The organism is Marinomonas sargassi, assembly GCF_025716875.1.
GTDB classification, from domain to species: Bacteria; Pseudomonadota; Gammaproteobacteria; order Pseudomonadales; family Marinomonadaceae; genus Marinomonas; species Marinomonas sargassi.
Window position 1 is genome coordinate 16,043 of the sequence record NZ_JAOVZB010000001.1, and the last position, 15,992, is coordinate 32,034.

A 15,992-nucleotide genomic window follows, 5' to 3' on the forward strand; every position below is an offset into this window, starting at 1 on the left:
AAGGCGTCTTACATAAATAGTGGGATAATGACTCTACACAGCAAAAATTGATACCCTCACTCCTAACAGGCCATATTGGCCAATGAGATCAAAATGACAAAGCTTCCTGTTCTTGCAGCTTCAGCACTTTTCTTATGTATTCAGTCCGCTTCAGCTGAAACCCTCACCATAGATACAAGTTTTAAACTAACAAGTCCTGCGTTTGAAAGTGGTGATACATTACCAGCAGACCTAAAATGCCAGCGTGACCAAGGTGACGGCCTCTCTCCACCGTTAAATTGGACAACAGCTCCAGCAGGCAGCAAAAGCTTAGCGCTGATCATGCATCACTACCCACGAGGAACGATTGAAGGCAGAGACGCCCCAAGCCAATATTGGCTACTGTGGAATATTCCTGTTGAGACAACCAAACTTAAGCGCGGCAACCCACTTTCCATTGGCACAGAAGGCTCAGATAAAGATGGCAGACGTACAGGATATACTCCCCCTTGCTCCCCACCGGGGCCACAGCATAAATACACAATCACCATCTATGCCCTAAATGGAATGCTAGATAACCTACCCACACAAGATTCTCTCTCCGTCGATTGGCAAACTATGACGGATGCCATGCAAGGTAAAATCATCAGCTCTTCGAAAATAGAATTTCTGAATTAATGGCAACCGTGTTTGGAATCGAACGCTTATGTGATTTTTCTAAATAGATAGCCTGCTAAAAATAGCAGGCTATCTATGGTCTTAATTTTACTCTTACCCGAATTATTTTTTAATTTAACTCTGACCCGACTTATTCTTATTATGCAACAACCTCGAGCATTTCGCTGTAATGAATCTCATCAACTTCCTGAAGCCACGTAAAAATATCACCAATGACATTTTGGCTTTCGCCTAGAAGGTTTTCTGACGAGTCTTCATTGATTTCAATAACAGCGCTATGTGAATATTTGTTTATAAATCGATAAATTTTTTCTTTGGTAGATTCGTCTGTGATTTCGCAACCAGTCAAGCCACAATTCATAAGCTGTGCAATATCGCTTCGGTGCTTTGGAAACTTGAAGCTAAAAAATGATTCAAGCAGTTTCCTTGCAAGATTCGCTGTTAAAAAGGCTTCATCCCGTGATAGAGCTGGGTTGTCTCTGTATGCATGAAGCTTAGAAAATATATAATGGTATTCTGAATTGTAATTAACCAAGCTAGAATCTGCGTCTTTAAACGTTGATTGACGTGGAATCGCTGTTGAGGCTTCAATTGTATAAAAGAACGCATTTGGATCTTTGGGTGGGTTCTTTCCTCTTCTATTACGGTTTACACCTTCGAACCAATCACGGATCAATTTGAAGTAAGTAAAGTTATGCGTAAATACGAATAGCTGCTTTGCCTTGGCACAGTTACTACGAAGAAACGAATACGCATGAAATAAGTGGTTCGAATCAAAACTTGAAACAGGATCATCTACAACAACGATAGTATTTTCCATCTTGTTATCGTTTTCTTTCAACTTAGTTATAAAATAAACAATCGCAATAGCCGTTTTTTCACCTTCGCTCAGGCTTCCTTCTACCGGAACGGAGTCATTCCGCAATATTTCATAGCCTTTTTTAGCTGGATTAAAACGAAGAGTTAATTCATTGCGGCCAAGAAACTTGTGAAGTGATTCATTAAATTTGTCAGCCCCTAAGCCTTCATTTGATAAGGAATCTTCAAGGCTTCTAATTTCACTGCTTCGGCTAGTTATAGTGGCTTTTAACACATCATTTTCTGCTCTCCGGTCAACAACTTCCTTTTTCTTGTTGTGATAACCGAAAGACTTAACTTCTGTGGTTGCATAGTGAAGTTCAAGTTGTTTCTTGGATTTTTCTGTTTCTTCTTTGAAGTTGCTCGATTTGTGATTGTGCTTGTCAACTGTTGCGCCAATCGCTGTCATAGCATCGTTATAGGCCTTTATCGAAGATTCGTTTATGACGTCGACTGCAAGACCTGTTTCAAGTGGGTTTCCTGTCTTCTCTTTCAGGGTTTTGTGCCAAACTGATATTTCTTCGTTAAGGTCTTTAGTTGCCCTCTCTAAGGCTGCACAAGATTCGCTGTACTCCTTTTTAAACTCTTCGTAAAAGTCACTTGACGCTGGTAATAAAGGGACTTGAATGTATTGATCTGTAAGCCAATCATCAGCCTTCATAAGTCTGTTTTGAAAAGCTTTATAATCGTCATTGAAATGGGATTCGAGTTGTTTTATGCGTTCCTCAGTTACAGTATGACCACAAAATTCACACTCGCTTGTATCATGACTTTTATAAAGATCAAGACCAGTTTCAACCCAAGACTTTATATCACCATGTTCAACAAGTCGTTTAATTGTTTTACTAACGACACTGGCCTTTAAAAGATCATCAAGGCGTTCCTTTGCTTTGGCGAACATTTCCTAATTAATGGCCTGTTGTTTGAATGAAATGGGGTTCTTATGGTCTGGTTTAGACGCATTAGTTAGTTCAATAATTTTATTATCATTAAGAAGTGGCCCATCCGTCTTCATGGCTTCAATATTTTCGGCGACAAATGCCTCAAACTTGCGCTTATCATAATTTAAGTAATAGCGATCTGTTGTATCAATCGACTGAAGGCTTGTCTTCATGTGCCTTGCACTATCAGTACCAAATTTTGATACTGCGCTGTTAAGCTTCACTATTTCTTCCGCTTCTTTACTATGCACTTCTAAGTCTTTCTTTTGTAATATTTTCAGTTTTTCGAGTCTTTCGCGCTCCTCAATCTTCGCTTTGTCTACCAGTAAGATACTTTTGACTACACTATTCCATGAAATGTTTTCTTCAATGAAGTCGTGATTGAAGGTGTAGATATTCAGATCAGCATTGACAATACTCGTTTGTGTAATCAATGTGCCGTCGTCTATAGCCACAGTTAATTCAGAAGATGGGAATTTTTCTGAATTATTTTTGTTTTCGATACACCGAAAAACATCAGAAAGCGTAGACTTCCCACTTCCGTTCCAGCCATAAAACAGATTGTACTTCCCAAAGTCTTTAGCATTGGTGTTTGTATGATTCTGATAGATACCGAACTTTTTAAGTTTTTGTATGCTTTTTATTGACATAACATCCCTGCTCTCAAAATCACGTAATGTTCAATTGGCGTATAACATCTTTAGATAGTACGGCATGCATACTATTCTTTTTGTCCACAGCGCATTACTTATTCCGTGAACTCCCTTATTCATTGATACTAAAGTACTTTAAAAAACACCACCAGTACAAAATACATCCACTTACTTCACCAAGCGAATATCACTAAACAAAAACATTCGATGCAATCCCGATTGCACGACAGCTCGATAGTCGGGTTACCGTGTTTAAAACACCAAATAATTAAAAGAAGATATTCTAAACACCTTACGTAAAAGACCGCGTAGGAGATAAATACATAAAATAAGAAAATGAGGCGTTAAGATTCTGATTAAAAGAGACCTTTTGGTTACTTTTGCGGATCTGGGCAAAAGTTACCCGCCCAGCAGGGCGGAAAAATGCTTCACCTACACAAATTTAAAATGGAACTTAAAACCCTACCCCCTAAAAAACCAAAAGCCAAATTTTAAGCAAAAAAAAGCCGCTCAACTGAGCGGCCTTTAAATAAACAAACAAGAGTTACAAAGACAACGTCTTCTCGCCCCTCGCAATACCCGAAATCCCCGTACGAACAACTTCAAGAATATGCGCACCACCTAGTGCCTGTAGGAAACCATCCAACTTGTCGGACTCACCCACCATTTGCAAGGTGTAGATAGAAGGTGTCATATCAACGATCTGACCACGGAAGATATCAACAGTGCGCTTAATTTCCGCACGTTGTTCACCCGCCGCACGTACTTTCACCAGCATCAATTCGCGTTCGATGTGTTGGCCTTCAGTAAGGTCAACCAACTTAACCACATCAATCAGTTTGTTAAGCTGTTTTGTCACCTGCTCAACCACCTGTTCTGACCCGTAAGTCGTTAGGGTTAAGCGCGATAAGCTTGGATCGTCCGTTGCCGCTACGTTCAAAGACTCAATGTTAAAGTTACGCTGAGAAAACAAACCAACAACTCGCGACAAAGCACCCGGCTCGTTTTCCATCAATATAGAAATAATGTGTCGCATAATTAGGTTCGCTCCGTCTTGCTCAAGAACATGTCACGCATCGCGCCACGAGGTACTTGCATTGGATATACATGTTCATCTGGGTCCACGTAGCAGTTGATGAAGACCAATTGATCTTTCATGGCAAACGCTTCTTCCATTTTACTGTCTAGTTCATCTTTGCTTCTGATCTCAACGTACTTATGACGGTAAGCGTCCATCAGTACTTTGAAGTCTGGCAAAGAATCCATGTAAGAGTTTGAGTAACGACCTTCGTAGTTCATGTCTTGCCATTGGCGAACCATGCCTAGGTAACCGTTATTCAAACATAAAATTTTCACTGGCAAACCGTACTGCAAACAAGTAGAAAGCTCTTGTATATTCATTTGAATACTGCCTTCACCTGTTACACAAACTACCGTTTCTTCTGGGAAGTTCATCTTCACGCCCATTGCAGCAGGAAGGCCGAAGCCCATTGTGCCTAGGCCACCAGAGTTAACCCAACGGTATGGCTTATCGAATTTGTAGTATTGCGCAGAGAACATTTGGTGTTGACCAACATCAGAGGCTACAAAAGCGTCCCCTTTTGTCGCTCTCCAACAAGCTTGGATCGCTGCTTGTGGTTTGATTTTTTCACTGCTGGTATCGTAACGACCGCCGTGCACTGCACGCCATTCGTTAATTTGCTTCCACCATGTCGCTAGGGCATCCGAATTCAGGGATTTGCCTTTGATCAATGAAAGCATTTCAGTCAATACTTGCGTTACTGGGCCAACGATTGGCACATCCGCACGGATCGTTTTAGAGATCGCTGCTGGGTCGATATCGATATGAACAATTTTTGCCCCTGGGCAGAATTGATCAGGGTCGTTGGTAACACGGTCATCAAAGCGCGCACCAACGGCAACAATCACGTCACTGTTGTGCATTGTCATGTTTGCTTCGTAGCTACCATGCATGCCTAGCATGCCGACGAACTGTTCGTCTGTACCCGGGAAACCACCTAAGCCCATTAGCGTGTTGGTAACAGGAACATTAAGCGATTTCGCCAATTCAACCAATTGCTCAGAAGCGCCACCCATGATGACACCGCCACCAGCGTAAATAATTGGGCGTTTTGCAGATAGTAGAAGGTCTACAGCCTTCTTAATTTGTCCGCTATGGCCTTTTGTTGGTGGCGTGTATGAACGAAGTGAAACCGTTTCTGGGTATTTGTACTCAAACTTTTCACCCGGCATGGTCATGTCTTTTGGCACGTCGATAACAACAGGGCCCGGACGGCCTGTGCTAGCAATGTAGTATGCCTTCTTCATGATCATTGGGATTTCTGAAGGATGCTTCACGGTAAAACTGTGTTTTACGATAGGACGAGAGACACCAACCATGTCGGTTTCTTGGAATGCGTCTTCGCCGATCAGGTAACTCATGACCTGACCACAGATAACAACCATTGGAATAGAGTCCATGTAGGCTGTCGCAATACCGGTAATAGTATTGGTCGCGCCTGGACCTGAGGTTACTAGCACTGTCCCTGCTTTACCTGTTGCACGCGCATAGCCATCCGCCATGTGCGTTGCTGCTTGTTCATGTCTAACCAGTACATGCTTCACATCATCTTGACGATGCAGAGCATCGTATATATGAAGTGCGGCACCACCTGGATAACCATAGATGTATTCAACTCCCTCATCTTTGAGGAATCGGGCGATCATTTCACCACCGGATAAAAGCTCCACTTTGTTACCCTCTATAAGTATTTTTATCTGTCTAAGTTCAAAGTGCGGCTATTGTAACCGCATACGCTATGCAGATTAAAGTTGATAGAACGATTTGCTTAATTTAGTGAGAGGACTTTATAAATAAGACACTCGAAAACGCAAGAAATCGCAGTTTTTACGCTGCTCGCGTCTTTTCGCGAGGAGAAGTATAAGGTGACAATTTATGCCATTTATACTTGTGTTTATCAGATCAGATCTGACGAGATAGGCTAGTGGCCCAAATAACAGAGATATCGACAGGGTGGCGTCGAATAAAATAGACGGCAATTTTCCCTTCAAGCCCTTTAAAAGTCAACAGTGAGAGGGAAAATCAATATAAAAACTTGCCCTCATCAGCACTTCATGGTGTTATAGCGAAATAATCTACTGAGGAGCTGTACTATGGATAATGAACTTAACAAACAACGTATTATTGATGAGTTCTTACGCTGCTTTCGTAAAATGCTTATGGACCCAGAATTGTCAGGAGAACTCACTCGCATTGCCAAAGAATACATCAACGAGCCTGACGCTTATGAACGTATTGCCGCAGAAGTTTCCAGCCAAACGACGTTAAAAATACAAGAAAATCATACAGAAGCGGATCGCATGTTCATTAAATTACTAATGAGTGTGGTAAAAGGCGACTCTCTGCTTTACTAATTTCTATCCCACGCTAGACCACAACCACGGGTCTAGCGCTATATCGCGGTATTCCCTTGCTCCCTTCGTCTTTATCTACTCCTGAGAACTTACAAACACTGACCAGTGATATTAAATCTTGGGCAGTGGAGTTTGGCTTTGCTGAGGCTCGTATTGTCGAGCCTGACCTTGCCCAATACAAAGACGAGTTCAAGCAATGGCTAGATAATGAATACCATGCTGGCATGGATTATCTCGCCAACCACGGGGACATGCGTTTTTACCCTGAGCAATTGCACCCGGGTACTCGTCGAGTGATTTCCTTGCGGATGCATTATTTGCCCCAATCTGTCGAAACCGTCGAACGCTTAAAAACCAAAGATAAAGCTTATATTGCACGCTATGCCCTAGGGCGCGATTACCACAAATTAATTCGTAAACGACTTACCCAGTTAGCCAAAAAGATTGAACAAACTGTCGGAGACCACGGTTATCGTGCCTTTGTTGATAGTGCCCCTATTTTAGAAAGACAAATTGCCGAGCAAGCTGGTATGGGCTGGATAGGTAAAAATACCCTATTACTTACCCCAAAAGCAGGCAGCTGGTTCTTGTTAGGGGAAATTTTCACTAACCTGCCTCTACCCGTCGATAAGCCGACACCTTCTCGCCATTGTGGTAGTTGCACCGCCTGTTTAACCCAATGCCCCACCGATGCCTTTGTGGAGCCTTGGGTATTGGATGCAGGAAAATGCATTTCCTATTTAACCATTGAACACAAAGGCGCCATTCCAGAAGAACTGCGCAGTAAAATGGGCAATCGTATTTTTGGTTGTGATGATTGCCAATTGGTCTGCCCTTGGACCAAGTTCGCCAAATACACTGAGGAAAGCGACTTTCAGCCAAGGCACGATTTAGATTCGGCAGATTTAATCAGCCTGTTTGAATGGGATGAAGCCACCTTCCTGAAAAACACCGAAGGCTCACCTATCCGCCGTACTGGCTATGAAAACTGGCAAAGGAACATTGCTGTGGCATTAGGTAATGCACCAAGCAATGAGGCCACCATCAACAGCTTAGCCAAGGCATTACCTAACGCAACGGACATGGTTAAGGAACACATTAGATGGGCGCTGGAGAAACATAGCCATAAATATGAACATTAGCCGTCCGCTATAGTATTTAACCGAGCTCTCTTAGAACTAACTGGCGTTTCATTAGTCTATTCTTAACAGACCTACTTTCTTAAATGCAGCAAAGCATTTTCACCTTTATACAAAAAATATATAAGGCCTATTTAGATGACTGCTTTGCTAAATGAGGCATTTTTTGGTTTGATAGTAAGCCATCTCGTGAGGTGATTTTTTTGAGTACTAATGCCCTAATCGACCCCTTTGGTCGAAGAATAGACTACCTGCGCATTTCTGTTACGGATAGATGTGATTTTCGTTGCACCTATTGCATGGATGAAGACGTTTCCTTTTTAGCAAAAGAGCAGATTTTGTCGTTGGAAGAAATTGTCTATGTGGCGAAAACCTTCATTCGCATGGGCACAAAACGCATTCGTATTACGGGTGGCGAGCCTCTGGTCAGAAAGAATGTGTTATGGGCGTTAGAACAGATTGCTAATACCGCAGGGCTCGAAGAACTCACCATCACCACTAACGGTTCCCAACTGAAGAAAATGGCCCACGACTTACTTAATGTGGGTGTGGCACGCATCAATATCAGCTTAGACACCTTAAAAGCCGACCGCTTTTTAGCCTTGACCCGTAAAGACAAGTTCCATCAAGTGATCGAGGGTATTGAGGCCGTCGCTAAGCTGCCCTTCAAACGCGTTAAAATAAACAGCGTCATGCTGAATAATCACAATGATGACGAGCTGTATGATCTGGCTAAGTTTGCCCTAGATCGTAATATGGACATTAGTTTCATAGAAGAAATGCCCCTTGGTGTGATCACCAACCATGATAGGGCGGAAACTTACTTGTCGAGTGATGATGTCATCAAGGCCCTTAGTGAGCATTACACGCTAACGCCGAGTACCATGCAGACTGGTGGCCCTACTCGTTATTACCACGTAGAAGGTTCAAGCCATAAGGTGGGAGTCATTTCTCCCCATAGCCATAACTTTTGCGACACCTGCAACCGTGTGCGCATGACAGTCGAAGGCCGCTTATTACTATGCCTTGGAAATGATCACTCTAAAGATTTAAAAAGCATTTTACGTCAGTATCCAAACGATTCAGACATATTAGAAAAGGCCATTATTGAGGCCTTAGCATTAAAACCTCAACAACATCATTTTAATCTTGAAGAAGCCCCACAAATTTTACGCTTCATGAGCGCAACTGGCGGCTAAAAAGGAAGACCATGGCTAAGACACCGACTCCATTTCGTCCATTAAAAATCAGCGTTTTAACGGTTTCTGATACCCGAACCATTGCCGAGGACACTTCTGGCGATGCGCTCATTACTTTACTGACAGAAGCCGGTCACACATTAACAGAGCGTAAAATCGTCAAAGACGATATCTACCAAATGCGTGCTGCTGTATCTAACTGGATTGCCAGTGAAGATACCCATGTGGTGTTGATTACTGGCGGTACTGGCTTCTATTCCAGAGACAGTACACCTGAAGCCATGATGCCTTTATTCGATAAAAACATCGAAGGCTTTGGTGAGCTATTTAGACAGATTTCTTACCAAGAAATTGGCACATCTACCATACAATCTCGAGCCTTGGCAGGCCTTGCTAATCAGACACTGGTATTTTGTTTACCTGGGTCTACAGGGGCCTGTAAAACCGCGTGGAATGGTATTTTAAAAGAGCAGCTTGATGCTTCTCATCGCCCTTGTAACTTTGTAACCCTATTACTTGGGCCATACCAACCAGAACCTTACCAACCTGAACAAGAGTAAGCATAAGGACAATGTCGATGTTAATGGCTTTTGAAGACGCCTTACAAGAAATCAAACTCAGTGCCAGCTGCCGCGTAGAAAAGCAAAAGGTGCCAGTGGTTAATAGTGTCGGTCGAATCTTGGCTGAAGACATTGTGGCGACTATTTCCGTCCCACCAAGCGATAACAGTGCAATGGATGGCTATGCACTTTCCGCTGGGGATTGGCAAGAAGGTAAAGCCTTTGTTGTGAGCCAGCGCATTGCCGCAGGTCAAACACCAGAGCCTCTAGAAGCAGGAACCTGTGCACGTATTTTTACAGGAGCCCATATTCCCGAAGGCGCAGATACAGTCGTCATGCAGGAAAATGCCAGACTAGACGGTGAAAAGCCTATTTTCGTACAAAGACCTATGGAACAAGGCAATATTCGCCCTAAGGGTCAGGACATTAAAGAAGGTCAAACGGTTCTTCGCTCTGGTGACAAGATAACCCCTATGCATGTTGGCTTGCTGTCTAGCTTAGGCATAACCGAAATCTGTGTTTTTGAACCATTGAAAGTGGGCATATTAACCACTGGCGATGAGTTAATAACAGCGGGAGAACCTCTCTCGGTAGACAAGATATACAACTCTAATGGCCCTATGCTCAGCGCTCTTGTTGCCCAAGCGGGGCATCAAGTTATCCACTGTCTTCACGCCAAAGACTCTCCTGAAGAAACAGAATCTGCTTTAAAAACACTCATTTCATCCTGTGATGTTATTTTATCTTCAGGTGGCGTATCTGTCGGTGAAGAAGACCATGTTAAGGGCGTGCTTGAGAAACTAGGAACGGTTCACTTATGGAAGATTGCCATCAAGCCCGGCAAGCCATTAGTCCATGCAACACTTGAAGGTGTACCTTTCTTAGGTTTACCCGGCAACCCAAGTTCCACTTTAGTGACTTACCATTGGTTTGCTCGTTTATTACTTTCGGTCTGCGCTGGCCAAACGCCTGTTATCCCCCAAGCCTTTATGGTGCAAGCGGGTTTCGATCGTCAAAAAGTTATTAAACGCGATGAGTTTTTACGTGTTTCTATCGAGCGTGATGGCAGAGCTTACCCCCACGCCCAACAAAGCTCTGGTGCCTTGCTAGCAGCCTGTGAGAGCCAAGGTTATCTCCACATCAAAGCGAATGCCGTAATCGAAAGTGGTCACTCTTATGCTTTCTACCCTTTCACTAGTTTCTAAGCTTTTCGCAAAACATAGAAAGCATTAAAAAAATATAAGCACAAAAAAGCCGTTAGTCTCACTCTGAGAGTAACGGCTTTATTTTTGGACTTGAGCGATGACTATTAGGCTGTTAACGCACGAATATCTGTCGACGTCATGCCAAGCATATAAAGAATACCATCTAGCCCTAGGTTACTCATTGGACATGGTGCTTGCTGACGCACCAATGGCTTAGCATGCAATGCAACACCTAATGCGGCGTGGTTAAGCATCAACAAGTCGTTCGCACCATCACCACAAGCAATGGTTTGAGACCAATCTACTTTTTGCTCTGCAACGATATTCGTCAGCAGCAGCTTTTTACGCTCAGCATCCACGATAGGCCCAAGGTGCTTACCTGTCAGCTTACCTTCAATAATCTCCAACACATTGGCATGTACTTCTGACATACCATAGGTAGACTGCACACAGTCAGCAAAATACGTAAAACCACCCGATAAGATAGCGGTATGCCAGCCATAATGATGTAACGCCTTCATTAAGGTTGTGATGCCATCCATGTGTTGAATACGTTGGAATACACCATCCATGACTTCGCTGCTCAGGCCATCTAATAAGGCTAGTCGCTGAACAAAGCTTTCAACAAAATCAATTTCACCGCGCATTGCACTGGCTGTTACGGCTGATATTTGCTCACCAATACCCGCTTCCACGGCCAGCTCGTCCATGACTTCCGCTTTAATCAAGGTAGAATCCATATCAAACACGGCGACACCCGCTTTGCGGATATCCAATTGCTCTGCTTGATAGATGTGATCTATGCCTGTTTCATCGGATAGAAGAAGCAATTCGGCAATCAGTTCTGCTTTTTTTGGCGACGGAGAGTCTAACGTAATTTGCACTACGGTAACCGTATCGTCATTATCTGTTAGAGTTCGACTTGTGCCTGATAATTGGCGCTCAGTTAACCAAGCGTTAAATTGTTCAGTGTAGTTTGGCTGTAAAGAGCCAATTAGTGTAATGCTGGCAGACATAAACGCTCCTAATTCAGTAAGGTGCCTACTATAGCAAATCGTTTTCTTTTCGCTAAGCTCCTGTTCTACTTTAAAGAAATCAAATATCGGCCGTTATGGTATGTATACTTTAGACATTGCTCTATGAATTACCCGAAAGGATGTGAATGAACACTCAGCAAAAACTTGAGGCGATCGCCACTTTTATCCATGAAAAACTCAGCGCATCAGTTGTCATGGTCACCTCTTTTGTTTCCATTATGCTACTGACAGTGTGTATTTTCTGGTACACCATGACACATGCCTTAGACAATTACCTGTCACAGCAAACCGAGGTACTAGGCAGTAGTCTAGCCACTCAAGCCGCTTTTAATGCTACGCAGTCCATTCTGACTAACGACTTACTAAGTTTAAATATTTTGCTTAACCGTTTAGTCGTCGACGACAATATATTAAGCGCACGCGTTTATAACAAAAAAGATGAATTACTGGCCGAAGCAGACAGTGGTTCCTCTAGCGGTTCTTCAGAACAAGATTTTCGCCCCAATGAACAGCGCAGTGTGTATAGCTCGAGTATAAAATTCAGAGACGAGATCGTTGGCCATGTCTTAATCACTTTAGACAAAACGCCTGCCCAAACCACCTTGAAGCACCTTAATCAATTGTTATTAGGCGTAGCAATTTTTGTGGGTGTGATTACCCTATTACTCATTGCACTACTCAGCAAATGGCTCTTCGCGCCCATTAATCAGGTCGCTGAGGTTTTAACCTTTTACAAAAGAGGTAAGCGTACAGCGCCACTACCAACGGCAAAATATAGAGAGGCCAAAGACCTGTGTGACATTGTTGCTGATGTGCAAAAAATAGAACCGGTTGAGCCTATTATTGAAGAAAACCCTCAAGAAGAGGTTGCTGTCGCTTTAGATAAATTACACAAGGAAGTAGAGGCAGCCCAAGAAACCCAGTTTGAAATTAACTTTGATGCCATATTTGAAGAGTCTAGCCAACGCAACTGTGTGCTTTATTTCAGTATTCTTAACTTAGATGATTGGCATCAAAACCTCCCACCTTTACAAGTAAGCAACCTACTAACACCTGTCTATCGGGCTATTTTTCAAGCCAGTGATATATATCTAGGTCAGGTGCATCAGTACCAAAGTAACTCGGCCATTATTCTCTTTAGCGCGACGGACAGCGAAGATAAACTCTATATGAACGCTGTAAGCACTGCCCAATTATTCTTAGGCTTAATGGAAACACTATTTGAGAACGAGCTTTATGAGGACATTCCTAAACTAAACTTCCACCTAGGCTTGCATCAAGGCAACCCTCAAGTTGCTGGCATGTTTAAGGATAATATCTTTGTAAAAGAAGAAGTGAGTGAACTATTAGAGAATACTCACCTCTTAAGCCACACAGAGAGTGTTAATAAACTCGTAATTAGTGAAGAGATATTCACCCTACCCGAAATACAGAACAGAGTATTCAGCGGCCTTCCGGAGATCATAGAGGTGGATGAACAAGACATGTTAGCCTATGAAGTAAAAGGCATAGCTGAGAAATACAAGCTACAGGTACAAAACCATATCGAAGAAATTACCGAAATAGAGAGTTAGTTCAATTCATTTTTACAAAGGTACAATCTAAAAACTTACAGTCTACAAAACTGCAAGACACAAAAAAGCCTGATTTAATTTCTTAAGTCAGGCTTTTTTAGAAGTTATAAAAGCTTAGCTTGCTTCAATGCTAAGTACTTCTTCTTCATCACGTTCAAACATACGATCAAGCTCAAGCAAGATAACCAGCTCTTCTTCTTTCTGGTATACGCCTTGGATGAACTTAAGGGCAGCGTCATTACCAACACTTGGGCTCTGCTCGATTTCGTTTTGGTACAAGTAGAACACTTCATGCACAGCATCTACCAATAAACCAACTTGCTCACCATCGTGTTCAATGATGATGATTCGAGTATCGTCGGTAATAGTACATTCTGGTAAGCCAAAACGAATACGAGTATCAACAACAGTAACGACATTACCACGTAGATTCACGATACCTAGAACATAAACAGGCGCGCCCGGTACAGGTGCGATTTCGCTATAACGTAATACTTCTTTAATTTGCATTACGTTAATAGCATAAGTTTCTTCAAGAAGTTTAAAGGTAAGGTACTGTAGCAAATCACCTTTTGGTGACTTTACATCTATATCCGTTCCAGTTTTAACAGGTGCTAATTCAGACATTACTCACATCCGCATTCAATTTAGTTAAGATAATGTAGAACTCAACACACCATTTGTCTAGCAAAAATTCGCTTAGCAAAATTCCATGTGGTTGAGCTCACCTTACGATGTTAGACCATATTTACTGATCTTGCTGGATACCGACAATGGTCCAATTGCCGTTAGCATCCGCTGTATTTTTCTCTAGATGCCAAATCTCATTGGTTTCTGAGGTTTGTTCACCTTCTTTAATCCAGCCAGAAAATTGTAGAGAAATAGAAGCCACTGAGTTACTCATTTCACCACGTACAATTTCTACCATCAAAGAAATTACTTCTGTTGCTGGCTTATCGTCGCCATAAGATGCGCGCTCTTTTACCAACAAATTATAAAGCTCAGGGCTCACATAGTCTAAAATTTCATCGAAGTTATTATCATCCCACGCTTTTTGTAGGTTGATGTAATGGTTCTTAGCTTCGGCAACAAAAGCTTGCTCGTTAAAGCCTTCTGGCAACTGAATCTCTGGTTGAGAATTCGCTCCAGAAAAACCACCTTGACCAGACCAAGCATTCGGTTGACCTTGTTGATCTGCACCCGGCATTTCGCGGAACATATTGTTTCCACCAGCTGCCGCAGCCGCTTGTCGTTTCGGAGCAATAAAGAACTTGTAAACTAGGAAGCCTACTAGAGCGAACAACAAGATGTCACCAAAAGCGATACCATCAAAAGCGCCACTGCCTAGTAGAGCAGCAAATAAACCACCCGCTAGTAGTCCACCTAACAAGCCACCGCCTAGGCCGCCTAAAAAGCCAGATTTTTTAGTTGTTGACGTGCCATTAGCAGCAGTCGTTTTACTTGCTGTTGTATTGCTCGTCGTCGCTTTTGGTTTAGAGAAAGAGAAGCTTTTACCAAAGCTCTTGCTGCCGCCAAACTTCTTCGCTTCAACATCTGCGCTGTAGCCGCCACCAATTGCTAAAACAAACGCCATCATCATGGCAAATACTGTTGTTTTCACAAAACTCTCCTCTATTTAAAATTAACTAAGCCAACGGCGTTACGTAAATCGGAAATTAAGCTGCGAGCTCGCGCTCTTGCTTTTTCGGCACCTGCCTGCAAAATTTCTTCTACATGGGACGGGTTTGCCATTAGCTCTAAATATTTTTCTCTTGGCTCACTCAGTTGGTCATTAATGAGTGTGAAAAGTTCCTTTTTCGCTTCGCCCCAAGCAATACCATCCTTGAAGCTTTGGCGCATTTGCTCTGTTTGCTCTGCTGTGGCGAAGGATTTGTAGATATCAAAGACAATGGAATCATCTGGATCCTTCGGTTCGCCTGGCTCTAATAAATTCGTTTTGATTTTATTAACGCCTTTTTTCAATTTCTTCTCTGTGTCAAAAAGCGGAATCGTGTTGTTATAACTTTTACTCATCTTACGGCCGTCTAGACCTTTTAAGATAGAGCCCTCTTCGCCAACAACGGCTTCAGGCAAAACAAAGTGTTGACCAAACAAGTGATTAAAGCGGCCAGCAATATCTCGTGCCATTTCAATATGTTGAATTTGATCTCGGCCAACAGGTACTTTGTGGGCATTAAAAGCCAAGATATCTGCCGCCATTAATACAGGGTAGCAAAATAGTCCCATTGTGATGCCGAAGTCTTGGTCCTGATCATTAGCCAAGTTTTCGTCAACAGCACCTTTATAGGCATGGGCACGGTTCATTAAACCTTTTGCCGTTACACAGGTAAGCAGCCAGTTTAATTCGGCAATTTCAGGAATATCGGATTGGCGATAAAAGGTCGCCTTATTTGTATCTAAGCCACAAGCTAACCAAGTCGCCGCGATTTCTAATCGAGACTGCTGTACGCGCTCAGGATCTTGGCATTTAATCAAAGCGTGGTAGTCAGCTAGAAAAAAGTAAGACTCAGTGTTTTCCTGACGACTTGCTTCAATAGCTGGGCGAATTGCACCTACATAGTTACCTAAATGTGGCGTGCCTGTGGTGGTAACACCGGTTAAAACAATTTCTTTTGCCATTACTGTTACTCTTTACCTACTTATTCTTGTCTTGGTACCTAACTAGTACCCAATGTGCCACCTACCCTACCACAAAACTTTGATAGCAAGAATG

At 42.7% G+C, this 15,992-nt stretch carries 13 protein-coding genes and 1 pseudogene; 7 read left to right on the forward strand and 7 right to left on the reverse strand.

Annotation, left to right across the window (positions count from 1 at the left end):
- Positions 1-93 precede the first annotated feature (93 nt).
- A complete protein-coding gene (locus OFY17_RS00090) occupies positions 94-657 on the forward strand; it encodes a YbhB/YbcL family Raf kinase inhibitor-like protein (protein ID WP_263528655.1) in 564 nt (187 codons plus the stop codon).
- Positions 658-796: 139 nt separating this feature from the next.
- On the opposite strand, the pseudogene OFY17_RS00095 reads toward OFY17_RS00090, so the two are convergent.
- The 3 genes and pseudogenes from OFY17_RS00095 to OFY17_RS00105 all read right to left on the reverse strand — a co-directional run bounded on the left by OFY17_RS00095 (position 797) and on the right by OFY17_RS00105 (position 5,860).
- A pseudogene (locus OFY17_RS00095) lies at positions 797-3,106 on the reverse strand (AAA family ATPase).
- 547 nt (positions 3,107-3,653) lie between these two features.
- Positions 3,654-4,145, reverse strand: a complete 492-nt coding sequence (ilvN, locus tag OFY17_RS00100; protein WP_263528656.1) for an acetolactate synthase small subunit — start codon at positions 4,143-4,145, stop codon at positions 3,654-3,656.
- Positions 4,146-4,147: 2 nt separating this feature from the next.
- Positions 4,148-5,860, reverse strand: a complete 1,713-nt coding sequence (locus OFY17_RS00105) for an acetolactate synthase 3 large subunit (protein WP_263528657.1) — start codon at positions 5,858-5,860, stop codon at positions 4,148-4,150.
- A 423-nt stretch (positions 5,861-6,283) separates the two neighbouring features.
- Between OFY17_RS00105 and OFY17_RS00110 the strand changes: the two genes are divergently transcribed.
- From OFY17_RS00110 to OFY17_RS00130, 5 genes are all read left to right on the forward strand, one after another.
- Positions 6,284-6,544, forward strand: coding sequence for a hypothetical protein (locus OFY17_RS00110; RefSeq protein WP_263528658.1), 261 nt, complete (start codon positions 6,284-6,286; stop codon positions 6,542-6,544).
- 56 nt (positions 6,545-6,600) lie between these two features.
- The gene (gene queG / locus OFY17_RS00115) at positions 6,601-7,686 is read left to right on the forward strand and encodes a tRNA epoxyqueuosine(34) reductase QueG (protein WP_263528659.1); all 1,086 of its coding nucleotides are present in this window, start codon (positions 6,601-6,603) and stop codon (positions 7,684-7,686) included.
- 200 nt (positions 7,687-7,886) lie between these two features.
- Positions 7,887-8,882 (forward strand): GTP 3',8-cyclase MoaA, encoded by a 996-nt coding sequence (gene moaA, locus OFY17_RS00120; protein WP_263528660.1) that lies wholly within the window; start codon positions 7,887-7,889, stop codon positions 8,880-8,882.
- An 11-nt stretch (positions 8,883-8,893) separates the two neighbouring features.
- Complete coding sequence (gene moaB, locus OFY17_RS00125) at positions 8,894-9,442, forward strand: molybdenum cofactor biosynthesis protein B (RefSeq protein WP_263528661.1); 549 nt, start codon at positions 8,894-8,896, stop codon at positions 9,440-9,442.
- A 17-nt stretch (positions 9,443-9,459) separates the two neighbouring features.
- Positions 9,460-10,647 carry a molybdopterin molybdotransferase MoeA gene (locus OFY17_RS00130; protein WP_263528662.1) on the forward strand — a complete coding sequence of 396 codons (1,188 nt, stop codon included), beginning with the start codon at positions 9,460-9,462 and terminating at the stop codon, positions 10,645-10,647.
- Positions 10,648-10,751: 104 nt separating this feature from the next.
- Here the strand turns inward: OFY17_RS00130 and serB are convergent, their stop codons facing one another.
- Entirely contained in the window at positions 10,752-11,663 is a 912-nt protein-coding gene (gene serB, locus OFY17_RS00135) for a phosphoserine phosphatase SerB (RefSeq protein WP_263528663.1), read from the reverse strand.
- A 146-nt stretch (positions 11,664-11,809) separates the two neighbouring features.
- On the opposite strand from serB, the gene OFY17_RS00140 reads away from it, so the two are divergent.
- A complete protein-coding gene (locus OFY17_RS00140) occupies positions 11,810-13,258 on the forward strand; it encodes an AhpA/YtjB family protein (RefSeq protein ID WP_263528664.1) in 1,449 nt (482 codons plus the stop codon).
- Positions 13,259-13,372: 114 nt separating this feature from the next.
- Here OFY17_RS00140 and OFY17_RS00145 read toward each other — a convergent pair whose 3' ends face one another.
- From OFY17_RS00145 to OFY17_RS00155, 3 genes are all read right to left on the reverse strand, one after another.
- Positions 13,373-13,885, reverse strand: a complete 513-nt coding sequence (locus OFY17_RS00145) for a chemotaxis protein CheW (RefSeq protein ID WP_263528665.1) — start codon at positions 13,883-13,885, stop codon at positions 13,373-13,375.
- 121 nt (positions 13,886-14,006) lie between these two features.
- Positions 14,007-14,879 carry a Tim44 domain-containing protein gene (locus tag OFY17_RS00150; RefSeq protein ID WP_263528666.1) on the reverse strand — a complete coding sequence of 291 codons (873 nt, stop codon included), beginning with the start codon at positions 14,877-14,879 and terminating at the stop codon, positions 14,007-14,009.
- An 11-nt stretch (positions 14,880-14,890) separates the two neighbouring features.
- Positions 14,891-15,898 carry a tryptophan--tRNA ligase gene (locus OFY17_RS00155; RefSeq protein WP_263528667.1) on the reverse strand — a complete coding sequence of 336 codons (1,008 nt, stop codon included), beginning with the start codon at positions 15,896-15,898 and terminating at the stop codon, positions 14,891-14,893.
- Positions 15,899-15,992: the final 94 nt, after the last annotated feature.